At 64.0% G+C, this 14,285-nt stretch carries 14 protein-coding genes and 1 pseudogene; 8 read left to right on the top strand and 7 right to left on the bottom strand.

The features are described from left to right. Positions 1–80: 80 nt before the first annotated feature. The gene (locus tag AS156_RS07810) at positions 81–917 is read left to right on the top strand and encodes an IS5 family transposase (RefSeq protein ID WP_066499812.1); all 837 of its coding nucleotides are present in this window, start codon (positions 81–83) and stop codon (positions 915–917) included. Positions 918–971: 54 nt separating this feature from the next. Here the strand turns inward: AS156_RS07810 and AS156_RS07805 are convergent, their stop codons facing one another. Genes AS156_RS07805 through AS156_RS07795 form a run of 3 tightly spaced genes read right to left on the bottom strand, consistent with a single transcriptional unit; the run spans position 972 to position 2,981 of the window. After that, a complete protein-coding gene (locus AS156_RS07805; RefSeq protein ID WP_066502239.1) occupies positions 972–2,126 on the bottom strand; it encodes a glutathionylspermidine synthase family protein in 1,155 nt (384 codons plus the stop codon). A gap of 34 nt (positions 2,127–2,160) precedes the next feature. Then, a complete protein-coding gene (locus AS156_RS07800) occupies positions 2,161–2,574 on the bottom strand; it encodes a hypothetical protein (protein ID WP_066502208.1) in 414 nt (137 codons plus the stop codon). Positions 2,575–2,576: 2 nt separating this feature from the next. Then, positions 2,577–2,981 (bottom strand): DUF350 domain-containing protein, encoded by a 405-nt coding sequence (locus AS156_RS07795; protein WP_066502236.1) that lies wholly within the window; start codon positions 2,979–2,981, stop codon positions 2,577–2,579. Between the two features lie 293 nt (positions 2,982–3,274). On the opposite strand from AS156_RS07795, the gene AS156_RS41855 reads away from it, so the two are divergent. Beyond that, a complete protein-coding gene (locus AS156_RS41855) occupies positions 3,275–4,450 on the top strand; it encodes a hypothetical protein (protein ID WP_136626079.1) in 1,176 nt (391 codons plus the stop codon). A gap of 16 nt (positions 4,451–4,466) precedes the next feature. Then, complete coding sequence (locus AS156_RS07785) at positions 4,467–6,071, top strand: S53 family peptidase (RefSeq protein ID WP_066502203.1); 1,605 nt, start codon at positions 4,467–4,469, stop codon at positions 6,069–6,071. A 79-nt stretch (positions 6,072–6,150) separates the two neighbouring features. On the opposite strand, the gene ctrA is transcribed toward AS156_RS07785, so the two are convergent. Continuing rightward, entirely contained in the window at positions 6,151–6,852 is a 702-nt protein-coding gene (gene ctrA / locus AS156_RS07780; RefSeq protein ID WP_016848562.1) for a response regulator transcription factor CtrA, read from the bottom strand. A gap of 367 nt (positions 6,853–7,219) precedes the next feature. Between ctrA and fliI the strand changes: the two genes are divergently transcribed. The 4 genes from fliI to AS156_RS07760 all read left to right on the top strand — a co-directional run bounded on the left by fliI (position 7,220) and on the right by AS156_RS07760 (position 10,742). After that, complete coding sequence (fliI, locus tag AS156_RS07775) at positions 7,220–8,545, top strand: flagellar protein export ATPase FliI (protein WP_066502201.1); 1,326 nt, start codon at positions 7,220–7,222, stop codon at positions 8,543–8,545. Positions 8,546–8,655: 110 nt separating this feature from the next. Continuing rightward, entirely contained in the window at positions 8,656–9,075 is a 420-nt protein-coding gene (fliJ, locus tag AS156_RS07770) for a flagellar export protein FliJ (protein WP_066502199.1), read from the top strand. A 203-nt stretch (positions 9,076–9,278) separates the two neighbouring features. Next, positions 9,279–9,824, top strand: a complete 546-nt coding sequence (locus tag AS156_RS07765) for a sigma-70 family RNA polymerase sigma factor (protein WP_066502193.1) — start codon at positions 9,279–9,281, stop codon at positions 9,822–9,824. A 3-nt stretch (positions 9,825–9,827) separates the two neighbouring features. Continuing rightward, positions 9,828–10,742 carry an anti-sigma factor gene (locus AS156_RS07760; protein WP_066502192.1) on the top strand — a complete coding sequence of 305 codons (915 nt, stop codon included), beginning with the start codon at positions 9,828–9,830 and terminating at the stop codon, positions 10,740–10,742. A 6-nt stretch (positions 10,743–10,748) separates the two neighbouring features. Here AS156_RS07760 and AS156_RS07755 read toward each other — a convergent pair whose 3' ends face one another. Next, the gene (locus tag AS156_RS07755) at positions 10,749–12,140 is read right to left on the bottom strand and encodes an FAD-dependent oxidoreductase (protein ID WP_136626078.1); all 1,392 of its coding nucleotides are present in this window, start codon (positions 12,138–12,140) and stop codon (positions 10,749–10,751) included. Here AS156_RS07755 and AS156_RS07750 point away from each other — a divergent pair. Beyond that, complete coding sequence (locus tag AS156_RS07750) at positions 12,134–12,583, top strand: MarR family winged helix-turn-helix transcriptional regulator (RefSeq protein WP_066502186.1); 450 nt, start codon at positions 12,134–12,136, stop codon at positions 12,581–12,583. The genes AS156_RS07755 and AS156_RS07750 overlap by 7 nt on opposite strands. Before the next feature lie 143 nt (positions 12,584–12,726). On the opposite strand, the gene AS156_RS07745 is transcribed toward AS156_RS07750, so the two are convergent. Together AS156_RS07745 and AS156_RS44070 are read right to left on the bottom strand one after the other, a co-directional pair. Then, positions 12,727–12,927 carry a hypothetical protein gene (locus tag AS156_RS07745; RefSeq protein ID WP_066502184.1) on the bottom strand — a complete coding sequence of 67 codons (201 nt, stop codon included), beginning with the start codon at positions 12,925–12,927 and terminating at the stop codon, positions 12,727–12,729. 320 nt (positions 12,928–13,247) lie between these two features. Further along, a pseudogene (locus AS156_RS44070) lies at positions 13,248–14,285 on the bottom strand (FHIPEP family type III secretion protein); the annotation flags it as partial.

Below are 14,285 nucleotides of genomic sequence, written 5' to 3'. Positions count from 1 at the left end.
AGAGCCTGACTGAAAAAGGAGTGAGTGATTTCGGTTGGCTGTGATTCCTTCGGATTTGCGAAGATTCGAGGGAGGGTACGATGCCGTGGACCGAAATCACTCGTGTCGAGTATCAACGCAAAGGGCTGCGCTACACAAGCGATCTGACCGATGCGGAGTGGGCGCTGATATCCCGGAAGATGCCGGCGCGACAGCGACGAGGACGCCCGCGGGAAGTCGATTTGCGCGAGGTCGTGCAGGCGATCTTCTACATTTTGTCGACGGGCTGCCAATGGCGAGCCCTGCCGAGCGAGTTCCCGCCATACTCGACGGTCCAAGGCTATTTTTATGCCTGGCGCGACAGTGGCCGGTGGCACCGGATCGTCGGAGCCTTGGTCCGGCAAGCGCGGCGGAAACTCGGGCGCAAGCCGGGACCGACGGCTGCCGTCATCGATAGCCAGACGGCTCCGACGACGCAGGCCGGCGGGCCACGCGGCTTCGACCCCGGCAAGCGCCTTCATGGACGTAAGCGGCACATCGTCACTGACACCAATGGTCTGCTGCTGGCAGTCCACGTGCATCCCGCCAACGTTCAGGATGTCCACGGTGCTGTCCCTCTGCTGGAACATCTGAGAGAACACTTCCCCAGGCTTCAGCATGTCTTTGCTGACCGAGTCTATCGCGGCAAACAGCTGCTCGACGCACTGTCCCATTGCGGCCAATGGACCATCGATATTGTCCAGCGGCCACCCGGCGTCAAAGGCTTCCAGCTCTTACCCCGACGCTGGGTCGTCGAGCGTACCTTTGCCTGGTTCGGCAGGTGCCGTCGTCTCGCCAAGGACTTCGAGGGCTCCGCGGCAACCGAAGTCGCTTGGCTTCTCGTCGCCCATCTCAGGCTCCTGATCAGACGCCTCGCCAGGCCCCAACACGCTTTTTGAGTCAGACTCTCAGGATGACGAGGCACGAGCAGTGCACGCCTCGAGGAAGTAAGTCTACAAAATCGCGTGCGGCAGGAAGCGCGAAGTGTTGCCGGTGATCGGGTTCTCGTCCTCGCGGATCGCCAGCCCGCATGGCGTGTGATCGACCAGCCAGCTGCCGAGCACCGCATATTGTCCCGAGAAATTCGGCAGCGGCGCCAGCGCCTGGCGGACATAGCCTTCCGCGCCGTAAGGACCTTCCTGCGCAACCAGTGTAGCGCCGGCCCTGATCAGCGCGACGTTGGCGCCTTCGCGCGAATAGATCGGCTTGCGCACGAATGACGTACCGAGAGATACCGCCTGCGGGTCGTCCTCGAAATAGGCCGGCAGCAGATTGGGATGGTTCGGAAACATCTCCCACAGCAGCGGCAGAATGCCTTTGTTCGACAGGATCGCCTTCCATGGCGGCTCGACCCAGCGCGTCGACGCGGTCGCGAGGCTCTTGCCGAACTCGTCGTGGAACATCCACTCCCAGGGATAGAGCTTGAACGCAAGTTCGATCGGGCGGTCGTCGAGATCGACGAACTGGCCGTCGTCGCGTAGTCCGATCGACTCGATGTCGAGCAGCGTGGTCTCAAGGCCCGCCTGCGCGGCGGTGTCCTCGAGATAGGCCAGCGTGCCGGCGTCCTCGGCATTTCCGGTCATGCCGGTCAGATGCAGATGCGCGCCGCCGAACTTCTTCCAGGTCTCGATCAGCCGTTCGTGGATCGAGTTGAACTGATCGGCGCGCTTCGGGATGATGTAGCGCTCGATGGCCTGTTCGAGCCACGTCCATTGAAACACCGCGGCCTCGAAGATTGAGGTCGGGGTGTCCGCATTGTATTCGAGCAGCTTCGCCGGGCCGTTGCCGTCATATTTGAGATCGAGCCGACCGTAGAGGCTCGCCTCGTCGCGGTGCCAGCTTTCCGCGATCAGGCCCCAGAACGGTTGCGGGATCTTCAGCCGGCGCAGATAGCTCTCGTCGTTGACCGCGCGGCCGACGAGCTCGAGGCACATCGCGTCGATCTCGCCGGTCGGCGCCTCGATGCCGCGTTCGATCTCGTCCAGCGTGAATGCGTAATAGGCGCGTTCGTCCCAGTAGCGTTCGCCGTCGATGGTGTGAAAATCGAAGCCGGCGCTTTCCGCCGTGGTGCGCCAGTCATCGCGTTCGGGACAATCAATGCGTCGCATGGTCATCACGTGTTCGAGCGAAGTGGTGTCTGGTTTAGCCGCCGCCGAAGCCGAGCGCGTGGGCGAAGGAGCCGAAGCCGCCGCGGCTCACCGAACTCGAGCTGGAGCTCGAACTGGAGGTGGATGACGACGAGCTGCCTGACGAGGAGCCGCCGCCGCTGTAGAAACTGCTGTGCGACCAGCTACCGCCGCCACCAGCATGACCGCCTGAAGAGGACGAGTTGCGCGGCGGGCAATCGGCGCCCGGTTGCGGGACCGCGGGCGCGGCCATGCCCGGCGCAGGCGGCTGGCAATTCTGGCGCGGCATCAGTGCATAGGCGCCGCCGCCGACCGCGAGCGTGCCCATCACCAGCAGGGCCACGTGATTGGAGCGCTTGACCGGCGGTCCCGGCCGCGGCGGCGCGTTGGGCCGGCGCTTGCCGAATTCCGGATTTGGTCTGGCTGCCATGGTCAGGTGATCATGCAGGCGGCGTTCAGTGCGCCTGCGGCTAGCGAGGACAGTCCGAGCCAGATCGCAGGCGCCATCTCGCCGGAGGCGATCCGGGCCGACAGGTTCGGCACCGGGATCTTGACGATGTAGAACACGATGATCTGCACGATCAGCGCGATGAGGCTCCAGATCAGGCAGTCCACCACATTGGCGGAGTGCGCGATCGCACTGACCACCGGCAGCACAAAGCCGAGCAGGCTCAGACCGAGGGCGATCGCAGCGGCGGGATCGTTGTCGCGGATCAGCTGGAATTCGTCGTGCGGCGTGACGCGCGTGTAGACGAAGAGGTAAGCGACCACGGCGATCAGCGCCGTGCAGAAATAGACCAGGAACGCCGGCAGGCCGGCAAGGGATTGCAGGATCATGTCATGGCGCCCCGAGCTCATGCGTGTCGGCTCTCGTATAGCCGATTGGTCTCGCTTCGCGAAGCTCAGGTTCGATCCCGAGTTGTGAATACACGCCGAAACGTTCGGGCTCCTCAAATGTCGCGGCCGGCTTGTGAGCCGTTTCACACGAAAATCTGAAATCATCGTCTATAGGAAATACAACCTGTGGTGATTATCAGGGTCGGTGCGCCCTGCGACGGGCGCGGCCGCGCTTGGGCCGATCGGCCATTGGCAGCCCAAGCCCGCATCCGGGATTTTCGAGGAGGACGATGATGAGAATGCTGGTCAACGCCGCACTCAGCTGCGGCTTGTGTCTGCTTCCGATTGTGCCAGCTGCGGCGCAATCGACGCCCAACCCGGCGATGAATGCGCCGGATCAGCTTGCCTGGCAATTCTTCATCCAGGTCAATACCCGCGCCGGCGGGAGTAATGCCCTGTTCGAGACCTGGGCCAGCGACACCGACACCTTCAATCCCAATCCGCAATTCCCGACAACGCCGGCGCCGCTTGCGCTGCGCCAGCCCGCGGTGCCCCGTCTGGGCCGGCTGGCGCTGCAGAGAGCAGGCAAGCTGTTGCTGGCGATTCCGCCCGGCGTGGGCGCAGGCGTGCTCGAGGAATCTCGCCGCAACAAGGATTCATTCGACTTCATCGTGCAGAACAATCTCTACAAGGTGTCCGGTCTGCGGGCAGCGTTCGGCAAGACCCTCTCATTCCCGATCGGCGCGATGGAGGTGAAGGCAAACTGGCTGTTGGTGACAGACGTTCCGGCATTCACCGGTGGCCGGGTTGCGCTCGCCGACGTGCCCAAGCTCTATCATGTCAACACCGGCGCCGACGGCAAGCAATACGCCTTCCTGTCGATGCACCTCATCTCCAAGGCGGTGCCGAACTGGACGTGGGCGACCTTCGAGCACAAGTTCAATCCTGGACGATGCGACATCATCGGCTGCCACGACTCGTTTGGCGCGCAGACCAATCCGGTGAACCCGAATCCGCAGCCGAACCAGGGCTATCCGGACTGCGTGAAGACGCCGGCGCTGGCGGCCATGATCGCGTCCGCGGATTGGGATCCGGCGTTTGCCAATTATTGCCTCAAGGGATCGCAGACCGATTTCACCGACTCGACCGGCCTCGATATCCGCGTCGGCAATTCGGTCACCGAGCAGGGCTTCGTCGATCAATCGTCCTGCATGACCTGCCATGGCCGGGCGGCCTGGGACAACACGGGCGCTGCGACCTCCAGCGCGGGGTTCGACAACAACGGCGCGCCGCTCGGTCCGATCCAGCCGAACTGGTACTGGAGCTTCTCGACCCAGCCGCCGATCTTCCAGGGCGTGCCGGGACTGACGCAGGTCGCGACCTCCGCGGACTTCGTCTGGTCGATTCCGTTCTGCGCCATCGACGACACGCAGAACCCGCCCCAGCCCAGCGGCTGCACCGGGAAATGAGCCGGCGGGCGCGTCGGTGACCGGACAAAAGAAAGAGCTCGCCGGCAGCTATCGCGCCGCTCCTCCCGGTGCGACCTACGTCGGCGAGGTCGATCCGGACGAACGCATCGTCGTCACGATCTATCTGAAGCGGCGCACGCCCGATGCGTTTCAACCGGGCACCGCCGGAGATCTGGCTCGGCTGGCGAAGCCGATCACGCGGCGAGCGCTCGCCGCGCAGCGCCGGCGCACCCATGGCCGAGCCGCCGAGCGCATCAAGAAGCTGGCGAAGAAGTTTCACGTCACGGTCCTCGATATCGACCTGTCGCAGCGCATCGTCACGCTGGAGGCGACGGCACGGATGCTGACGGAGATTCTCGGTGCGACGCTGCGGATCTATGACGACGGCCATTGCCGCTTCCGTGCCCGCGTCGGCACCCTGGTCGTGCCGAAGGACATCGCGCCGTGGACGCGCGCTATCCTCGGCTTCGACCAGCGGCCGATGTCGAGGCCGCAGCCGCGGTTGCGCGCGCTCGCCGGGGTCGCTGCCGGTGCGGGCATGTGGCCGACGGAAATCGCCGCGCTCTACGGCGTTCCGCTCGATCACGACGTCTCGAACGTCTGTGTCGGCATCATCGCGCTCGGCGGCGGCTACCTCGCCACCGACCTGGCGCAGGCCCTGACCGCGATGGGACGCGCGGCTCCGAAGATCGTCGATCAATCCGTCTCGATCGGCGCTGCTTCACCCGGCGGCGGTGCAGCGCTCGCGACCGGCAATCAATTCGGGGGCGGCACGGTGTCCGACGAGGAGATCGCGCTCGATCTCCAGATCCTGGCAAGCCTGCTGCCGAAGGCGCGGATCGTCGTCTATTTCGCCGGCAACACCATCCAGAGTCTGGTCGGTGCGATCAACCAGGCGATCTTCGACGACGTCAACCGGCCGCAGGTGTTGTCGGTGAGTTGGGGCAGTGCCGAGATGTTCTGGAGTTCGTCCGCCCGCGACGCGATGCAGGGGGTGCTCGCCGATGCCAAGCGGCTGAACGTCACGGTGCTGTTCGCGGCGGGTGACGAACTCGCAACCGGCGGACTGGACGATGGCAAGGCGCATGTCTGGTTTCCCGCATCGAGTCCGTATGCGCTGAGTTGCGGCGGCACGCAGCCCGCCGGTGCCGCGGGGGGCAATGAGGAGGTTGTCTGGAACGACGGTGGCAGCGGAACCGGCGGCGGTGTCAGCGACGTCTTTCCGGTGCCGGCCTATCAATCCGGCCTGGCGCTGCCGCCATCGGTCAATGACGGCGCCGTGCGGCGCGGCGTTCCCGACGTCGCCGCGGCCGCGGCCGGAACGCCGGGCTACCGCATCGTCCTCAACGGCACCGTGACGATCAAGGACGGCACCAGCGCGGTCGCTCCGCTATGGGCGGGCCTGATCGCGATCGCCAATGCAGGACGCCAAACGCCGCTCGGCTTCGTCAACTCCGCGCTCTATTCCAATGCGGCCCTGTTCAGGCAGATCGAGCACGGCAACAACCGTGTCGGTGGCAAGGGCTACGATGCCGGCGCGGGCTGGAATGCCTGCACCGGGCTCGGCGTGCCGAAAGGCGCGGATCTGGTCGCGGCCCTGGCCGCGATCCCGGTGGTGTGAGAATTCCAAACAAAAACCCCGCCGGTTGCGGCGGGGTTCAGTCGGAAGGCGTGAACCGAGAGGTTCGCGGCGTGATGTTTTAGGCGGGAATGCGCTCGTCGGCCTCGTGCGGCTCGCGCAGCACGTAGCCGCGGCCCCACACGGTCTCGATGAAGTTGCGGCCTTCGGAGGCGTTGGCGAGCTTCTTGCGCAGCTTGCAGATGAAGACGTCGATGATCTTCAGCTCCGGCTCGTCCATGCCGCCATAGAGATGGTTGAGGAACATTTCCTTGGTGAGCGTGGTGCCCTTGCGGAGCGACAGCAGCTCCAGCATCTGGTACTCCTTGCCCGTCAGGTGCACGCGCTGGCCACCGACCTCGACCGTCTTGGTGTCGAGATTGACGACGAGATCGCCGGTCTGGATCACGGACTGGGCGTGGCCCTTGGAGCGGCGGACGATCGCGTGGATGCGGGCGACCAGTTCGTCCTTGTGGAAGGGCTTGGTCATGTAGTCGTCGGCGCCAACGCCGAGACCTTTAACCTTGTCCTCGATGCCGGCGAGGCCGGAGAGGATCAGAATGGGGGTCTTGATCTTCGATACCCGAAGCTGCTTGAGCACGTCGTAACCCGACATGTCGGGCAGGTTGAGATCGAGAAGGATGATGTCGTAATCGTAAAGTTTGCCGAGATCGACGCCCTCTTCACCGAGGTCCGTCGTGTAGACGTTGAAACTCTCGGACTTCAGCATCAATTCGATCGACTGCGCGACGGCGCTGTCATCTTCAATCAGCAAAACGCGCATGCCAGTCCCCTTTAATCGCCGCTCCGGGCGTCAGGTCGGCCGCACTTGCGGCACTCACAGAACGCCTTTGAACAACTGATTCGGACCCTGACGAGTAATGGTTAACAAAAACTGATTCCTCTGCGCAAGCTCTAACCGTGCAATTTCAGTCGAATCGCCCTAAGATATTGCGTAGAAGAAGCTTTTCCTACCCGTTCTCGTTCAAGTGCCAGATTAAGAGACGGCGTTAACCGACTCTCGCGACTCGCCCTTCTTCTGACGGGCAAGCGACCTCAGTCACCAAAGACAGTGACGCAATGATTAACGATGCGGGTAAACACGAAGTTAAGCGGTCAGAGCAAAAACGTGGAAACTTAAGGTTTTCGCAATGAAGGCGCTCGCGGACCAGATCGGCGACATCGACGGCGTCAATATTTATGGCCGCGTGGTCGGCGTTCGCGGACTCATGGTTGAGATCGCCGGCCCGATCCACGCGATGTCGGTCGGCGCCCGCATCGTGATCGATGTCGGCGCCAACCATTTCATCCCGGCCGAGGTGATCGGCTTCTCCGGCAGCAACGCAGTCGTGATGCCGTTCGGCGGTCTCGATGGCGTGAGGCGCGGTTGCCGTGCCGTCATCGCCAATGCGGCAAGCCAGGTGCGGCCGTCGCCGGCCTGGCTCGGCCGCGTCGTCAATGCGATGGGCGAACCGATCGACGGCAAGGGACCGTTGCCGCAGGGCGCTTCGCCGATGCCCTACCGCAACTCGCCGCCGCCGGCGCATTCGCGCAAACGGGTCGGCGCCCCGCTCGACCTCGGCGTGCGCGGGCTCAATACATTCCTCACCTGCTGCCGCGGCCAGCGGCTCGGCATCTTCGCGGGCTCCGGCGTCGGCAAGTCGGTGCTGCTGTCGATGCTGGCGCGCAACGTCGATGCCGACATCTCCGTCATCGGGCTCATCGGCGAACGTGGCCGCGAGGTGCAGGAGTTCTTGCAGGAAGACCTCGGCGAGGAGGGGCTGGCGCGCTCGGTCGTGGTGGTCGCAACCTCGGACGAGCCGGCCCTGATGCGGCGCCAGGCGGCGTATCTGACCTTGGCGGTCGCGGAGTATTTCCGCGACGAGGACAAGGACGTGCTGTGCCTGATGGACTCGGTGACGCGCTTTGCCATGGCCCAGCGCGAGATCGGCCTGTCGGCGGGCGAGCCGCCGACCGCCAAGGGCTATACCCCGACCGTGTTCACCGAACTGCCGAAGCTTCTGGAGCGGGCAGGGCCCGGCACCGGGGCCGGCACCATCACCGCGATCTTCACGGTGCTGGTCGACGGCGACGATCACAATGAGCCGATCGCCGACGCCGTGCGCGGCATCCTCGACGGTCATATCGTGATGCAGCGCGCGATCGCCGAGCGTGGCCGTTATCCGGCGGTTAACATCCTCAAATCGGTGTCGCGCACCATGCCGCGCTCCGCCGACCCCGACTTCCTGCCCTACATCACCAAGGCGCGGCAGGTGATGGCGACCTATGCCGACATGGAGGAACTGATCCGGCTCGGCGCCTACCGGCCGGGTTCCAGTGCCGAGGTCGACGAGGCGATCCGGCTGCACGAACCGCTGGAGGCCTTCCTGCGCCAGGCCAAGGACGAGGCGACCGGCCTGGGCGATGGGTACCGGCAACTCGCTCAAATCCTTTCGGGTTTGGAAACGGAACGCTAACTTTGTCAGGCCATCATCGGCTGCACACCATTAGCGATGCCGGCGGGGCCCAGTGGGAAGCCGGCTCTGTCCCGCGTTTACCAATCGGGACTTCTGGGGAGTAAGAGTCGATGAAGTCACGAGAGACGCTGATCCGCCTGAAGAAGTTTCAGGTCGACGAAAAGCGACGCCGGGTCACCCAGATCGAAGGCATGATCGCCGATTTCCACCGCATGTCGGTGGAGCTTGAGCGCGAGATCCAGGTCGAGCAGGAGCGCGCCGGGATCAACGATCCCACCCATTTCGCATACCCGACCTACGCCAAGGCCGCGATCCAGCGCCGGGAGAATCTGACCCGGTCGGCCGAAGAATTGCGTACCCAGCTCGAGGACGCCAAGGCGCTGCTGTCCGAAGCATTCGAGGAACTCAAGAAGGTCGAATTGCTCGACGAGCGCGACCAGGCGCGCGAGCGCGCCGAAGAGACCGCCCGCGAGCAGGCCGACATGGACTCGATCGGCCTGATGCGCGCCCGCCTCGGCGTCATCGCCTGACGCATCTCGACCATCTCGGAATACGTTGAAAAACCCGGGCCTTCGGCCCGGGTTTTTGTTTGATGTCCACAAGCGGGCAGCATTGGTGGACCGGGTAGCGACAAAATATGCTACGACCGTCCGGTGTATGGCGACAAAAAGACAATTGGCAACGCGCGGTTGGCGACGACGCGATGGGGAAAGCGGGCTTTGGGGGACGCTGAATGCTGACGCCGGCTGAGCTGGTCTGGCTGATCGCCGCCGTCGCCAAGGGGGATGAGGCCGCCTTCGAGCGGCTCTACGCTGCCACGCGCGCGAAACTTTTTGGCGTCGTGCTCCGTATCTTGCGCCGACAGGACCTCGCCGAGGAGGTCATTCAGGAGGCCTACGTCAAGATCTGGAATAGCGCCGGTCAGTTCAATCCAGCCCTCTCTTCCCCGATCACTTGGATGACATCGATCGCGCGCAACCGCGCCATCGATGTCGTGCGCAAGCGGGGCGAGGTCTCGCTGGAGGAAGAGCCGGCGGCGATGGAAGTGGCCGCCGAATCGCCCGATCCGCTGGCGCGGCGAGAGATGACGGAAGAGTTGCGGCGGTTGCTGGAGTGCGTCGGTCGGCTGGAGCCGGATCGCCAGAAGCTGGTGCTGCTCGCCTACTACAATGGCTGGAGCCGCGAACAGCTCGCCGCGAAATTTGCGACGCCGGTGAATACGGTGAAGACCTGGCTGCGCCGCAGCATGCTGGATATCAGGGAGTGTCTTGGACTCTGAGTGATGGCGTATAGCGAAGACCATATTGTGCTCGCCGCGGAATATGCGCTCGGCACGCTCGATGCTGAAGAGCGCACGCAGGTCGAGACCATGATGGCTGTCGACACGGAATTCGCCGGTGTCGTGCAGGCGTGGGAGTTCAGACTCGGACCGCTGAACCAGATGGTCGGCTCGGTTGAGCCGCGGTCGATCGTCTGGGAGAACATCAAGGCGGGGATCGGTCGCGGCGAAGTTCAGCTGCCGCTCGTGCTGCCCGAGCCGCCGCCCCCTCCACCGGAGCCAACGCCGGAGGTGTCACCGGCGCCGCAGGTCGAGCCGGCCGAGCTGCAGCCCGCTCCGGTCGTCGACGGGAGCAATGTCGTCGCTCTCGCGAGCCGCGTGAGGCGCTGGCGCGGCATCGCGTCGGTTGCGAGCGCGATCGCGGCTGCGTTGCTGGTGATGGTTGGGCTGCAGATCTTCCAGCCCGACATCTTGCCGGATGGGCTCCGCGCGAAGCCGCGGATCCGGACCGTCGAGGTGAAGGTGCCGCCGCCGGCGCTGACGCCGTCCTCGCAATATGTCGCGCTGCTGCAGGGGCAGGGCGGCGGCCCTGCGTTTATCCTGACCATCGACGGCGCGACCAAGAACTTCACGGTGCGCAAGGTCGAGGCTACTGGCGAGCAGGGCAAGAGCTTCGAGCTCTGGCTGATCTCCGACAAGCTGCCGCAGCCGCGCTCGCTCGGCGTGATCGGCGTGAACGACTTTACCGAGCGTCCGGTGCTGTCGTCCTACGATGCTGACGTCATCAACGGCGCCACATATGCGGTGACAGTCGAGCAGGCCGGTGGTTCGCCCAGCGGCCAGCCGACCTCAGCGCCGGTCTTCACCGGCAAGCTGATCGAGACGGTGCCCGGCGGGTCGAACGCGCCGCCGCGTTGACTGCGGTCAGCGGCCTCGCAGAAGCCGGGCCTTGAGTGACGGAATCCAATCGGCGGCCCGGAGCGCAGCCTTGACGCGAAATCGCGAGAGGCTGCCTTCGGCGTGAAAGCGCTCCATATCCCCAAGCGAAGTTCGCACAGCAGCGAAGCCGTAGTCGATCATCTCGCGCTCGTAATGCGCCAGCGCGGGACCCAGCTCCTGCTTGCCTCGGGCCCACGCCGAAAGGGTGCGGCGGAGTAGGGCCGCCCCGCGCAAGGCGGTGTTGGCACCGATGCCGCGGAACGGCGTCATATTGTGCAGAGCATCGCCGAGCAGCGTCACATTGCGCGTATTCCAGGGGGCGATCGGAACCGAGGTCTTCACAGCGAAGGCCGAGACCGTGGACGGATCGGCCATGTCGACGAGACGCCTGAGAGAGGGATGCCAATCCTGCATCCTCGCTCGCACGACGTCCTTCAATCCCTCGCCATCGAGCGCATCGAGGTCGATGGTCGCGAATGCCTTGCGCCGTGCGGAGTAGCCCCACATCACGAAAGCTTGCCGTTCCTCCGGGGCAATATCCCGATCCGCGGGCAAACTGCCGTCGGTGTGGAGGTATTGGACGGCGTTTGCGAATAGAAAGCCGCCGCGTGGGCCCAGGACCGGCGTTGGGCCGCGCAGAATCGGCGGTGGAATTGTCGCCCGGTTGGCGTCGTCCAGCGCGAACTTGCCGTTTATAGCGAGGACATCAGTTTCGATGCGGCGGGCCTGCGGCAGCAGCTGTGCGCGCAAGCGGGAGGCCGCGCCGTCCGCACCGATCAGGACATCGCCCTCGGCAGTGCTGCCATCCTGAAAATGTGCGACGACGGATCCGTCCGGGCTATCGGCGAAAGCGGCGAACGTCTTGCCAAAGTGCGTGATGGCGTCGAGACCATCGAGCAGAATGCGACGAAGCGCTGTTCGCGTGATCGGCCGCTCAGCGTCGGGATCTTTGCGGTCGCTGTGCGGAAAGTCGAATGCAAGCAGACGATTTAGCCGATGATCGAGAAACGTGATGCCCTGGCTCGGATCGGCGGAGTTCGTAATCAATCTCTCGAACAGCTTTGGAGGCAAGCAGTCGCGAAGCGCAGCAACGCCGGTCGCGCTGATGCTTAACCGATAGCCTCCCTGACGATCGGCCGGCGAACGATCGCGCTCGAACACCTCGACGTCGATGCCGTCCGACTTCAGTCCATGCGCCAGGCAGAGCCCGCCCGTTCCAGCCCCGATGACGATTACTTTTTGTGGACGTTTCACGGCCATCTCCCTCGTCAGGGTGTCGTATCGGCAAAGACGCGCAATGCCCCACGATTGCCAAAGGAGCAGGCAAATCGTAATATCAGCCTCCTTATATATTATATCAGGAGCCTGATATGTCAAGCTCGCCGGGAATGCCCGAGCCGGTTTCCGGCGCCCTCGGTTACACCATCAAGCTGGCGCAGCATGCGCTGAGACTGCAGGTCGATGACGCGATCCGGCCGCTCGGCATCACTGCACCGCAATTCGCAGTCCTCGTTGCCGTCGATCTGGACCCGGGCATCTCAAATGCCGCGCTGGCGCGCGCGGCTTTCGTTACCCCCCAGTCGATGCAGGGCATCGTTGCCAATCTTGAGCGCGACGGCTTCCTTCGGCGGAGCGCCGATCCACTGCATGGCCGGATACTGCGCAGCGAGCTGACCCGCTCCGGGCGCAGCGTGCTCGGAAAAGCCCACGCCGCCGTCGCCGAGATCGAGAAGCGGATGACCAGGTCGTTGAAGGGAGCGGAGATCGAACAACTCTCGATGCTGCTGCAGCGCTGCATCGGCAACTTGCTTCAGCCGTGACGTGCGCATCGGCACAAAAAAGAAAACGCCCGTGGGGAGCGGGCGTTTTCAACAGTCAACTTGGGGGTAGTTGGGGGTCTTAATATCCACGTAGCGACTTTGGGGGGCTGTAAAGAGCCACGTGAATTCCGTGAATTCTCCTGTTAGCGGACGAGCGAGTTGCTCGAGCTTGTAACTGCAACCGGCTTCCCGGCCTTCATGACACGTGCCGTCTGGGTGTACCCCTCGTCCGACGAGTTGTGGGCCGTAATACCGAACCCGGCCACCAGGATACCTGCGACCAAGGCAACCACGACGATCTTCAGATGCGTCGTGCGATCGGCGCTGTAGATCGAGTGGTTCATGGAAGTCTCCTGCCGCCTTCCTGCTGTTCTGGATCAGTCGGTTCGGTTTGCTACCCGGTTCAATGTCTCGTGCCCCACTAACTTGGGATTTGCCAATTCCGTTCCCAAGGGGCGATCACAAGGCAGTGATAGGACGTGATCGACCGCGATCAAAAATGGCGATTGGGTCGCCATTTCTTACGTAAAATTTAGTGACGTCAGTCACTTGCATGATCGTCGCGTTGTGGCGACGGAGATGGGGCCGTTTCGAGCAGTTCCGCACAAATCGGTTGCCTGTGACGCAAAAGCACAGCGCTAAGCGCAAGTGATTTGCCCGCGACCTAGACGCTGCCGACCGTCTTCAGCCGTGCCCGGGGATGGATTTCGGCCTGCGACAGCACGGTGGTTTGCGAGCGGAAGCGTTCGACCAGCGACCGCACGAATGGCCGGATCGCAGCCGACGTCACCAGCACCGGCGCCTCACCCTCGCGCGCCGCCTGCTCGAACGCGTTGCGCACGGCGGTCATGAACTCGGAGAGCTTGGACGGTTGCATCGCGAGGCTGCGGTCATCGCCCTGTCCGACGATCGACTCGGCGAAGGCCTGCTCCCAGCGCGCTGACAGCGCGATCAACGGCAGGTAGCCGTTCGGCGAGGTGTTCTGGGCGCAGATCTGCCGCGCCAGCCGGGCACGGACGTGCTCGACCATCGCGGCCGGATTGCGCGAGAACGCCAGCGCGTCGGCGATGCCTTCGAGGATGGTCGAGAGGTCGCGGATCGAGATGCGCTCGGCGAGCAGGAACTGCAGCACGCGCTGGATACCCGACACCGAGACCTGGCTCGGCACGATGTCCTTGATCAGCTCGCCCTGTTCCTTCGGGAGGTCCTTGAGCAGCTTCTGCACCTCGCCATAGGACAGCAGGTCCGACATGTTGGTCTTCAGCAGTTCGGTCAGATGCGTCGACAGCACCGTGGCGGCATCGACGACCGTATAGCCCTTCAGCGCGGCCTCTTCCTTCAGGCCGGCGTCGACCCAGGTCGCGGGCAGGCCGAAGGTGGGCTCGATGGTGTGGATGCCGGGCAGCTGGACCTGGCTGCCGGCGGGATCCATGACCATGAACTGGTTCGGCCAGATCTTGCCGGTGCCTGCGTCGACCTCCTTGATCTTGATGGCGTAGCTGTTGGCCTCGAGCTGCACATTGTCGAGGATGCGCACGGCCGGCATCACAAAACCCATCTCGATCGCGAGCGAACGGCGCAGCGCCTTGATCTGCTCGGTGAGGCGGTCGGTGCCATCGGGACCGTTGACCAGCGGCAGCAGCGCATAGCCGAGCTCGATCTTGAGGTCGTCGATCTTCAGGGCGGCGGCGATCGGCTCGTC

Origin of the sequence: Bradyrhizobium macuxiense (assembly GCF_001542415.1) — a bacterium.
Classification (GTDB): Bacteria; Pseudomonadota; Alphaproteobacteria; order Rhizobiales; family Xanthobacteraceae; genus Bradyrhizobium; species Bradyrhizobium macuxiense.
The sequence above is the reverse complement of the archived record's forward strand: the minus strand, read 5'-3'. Positions and strand labels throughout refer to the sequence as shown.

Coding starts and splice junctions, on each gene's coding strand:
- AS156_RS07810 (WP_066499812.1), top strand. CDS start 81: ATGCCGTGGACCGAAATCACTCGTGTCGAGTATCAACGCAAAGGGCTG.
- AS156_RS07805 (WP_066502239.1), bottom strand. CDS start 2,126: ATGCGACGCATTGATTGTCCCGAACGCGATGACTGGCGCACCACGGCG.
- AS156_RS07800 (WP_066502208.1), bottom strand. CDS start 2,574: ATGGCAGCCAGACCAAATCCGGAATTCGGCAAGCGCCGGCCCAACGCG.
- AS156_RS07795 (WP_066502236.1), bottom strand. CDS start 2,981: ATGATCCTGCAATCCCTTGCCGGCCTGCCGGCGTTCCTGGTCTATTTC.
- AS156_RS41855 (WP_136626079.1), top strand. CDS start 3,275: ATGAGAATGCTGGTCAACGCCGCACTCAGCTGCGGCTTGTGTCTGCTT.
- ctrA (WP_016848562.1), bottom strand. CDS start 6,852: ATGCGCGTTTTGCTGATTGAAGATGACAGCGCCGTCGCGCAGTCGATC.
- fliI (WP_066502201.1), top strand. CDS start 7,220: ATGAAGGCGCTCGCGGACCAGATCGGCGACATCGACGGCGTCAATATT.
- fliJ (WP_066502199.1), top strand. CDS start 8,656: ATGAAGTCACGAGAGACGCTGATCCGCCTGAAGAAGTTTCAGGTCGAC.
- AS156_RS07765 (WP_066502193.1), top strand. CDS start 9,279: ATGCTGACGCCGGCTGAGCTGGTCTGGCTGATCGCCGCCGTCGCCAAG.
- AS156_RS07760 (WP_066502192.1), top strand. CDS start 9,828: ATGGCGTATAGCGAAGACCATATTGTGCTCGCCGCGGAATATGCGCTC.
- AS156_RS07750 (WP_066502186.1), top strand. CDS start 12,134: ATGTCAAGCTCGCCGGGAATGCCCGAGCCGGTTTCCGGCGCCCTCGGT.
- AS156_RS07745 (WP_066502184.1), bottom strand. CDS start 12,927: ATGAACCACTCGATCTACAGCGCCGATCGCACGACGCATCTGAAGATC.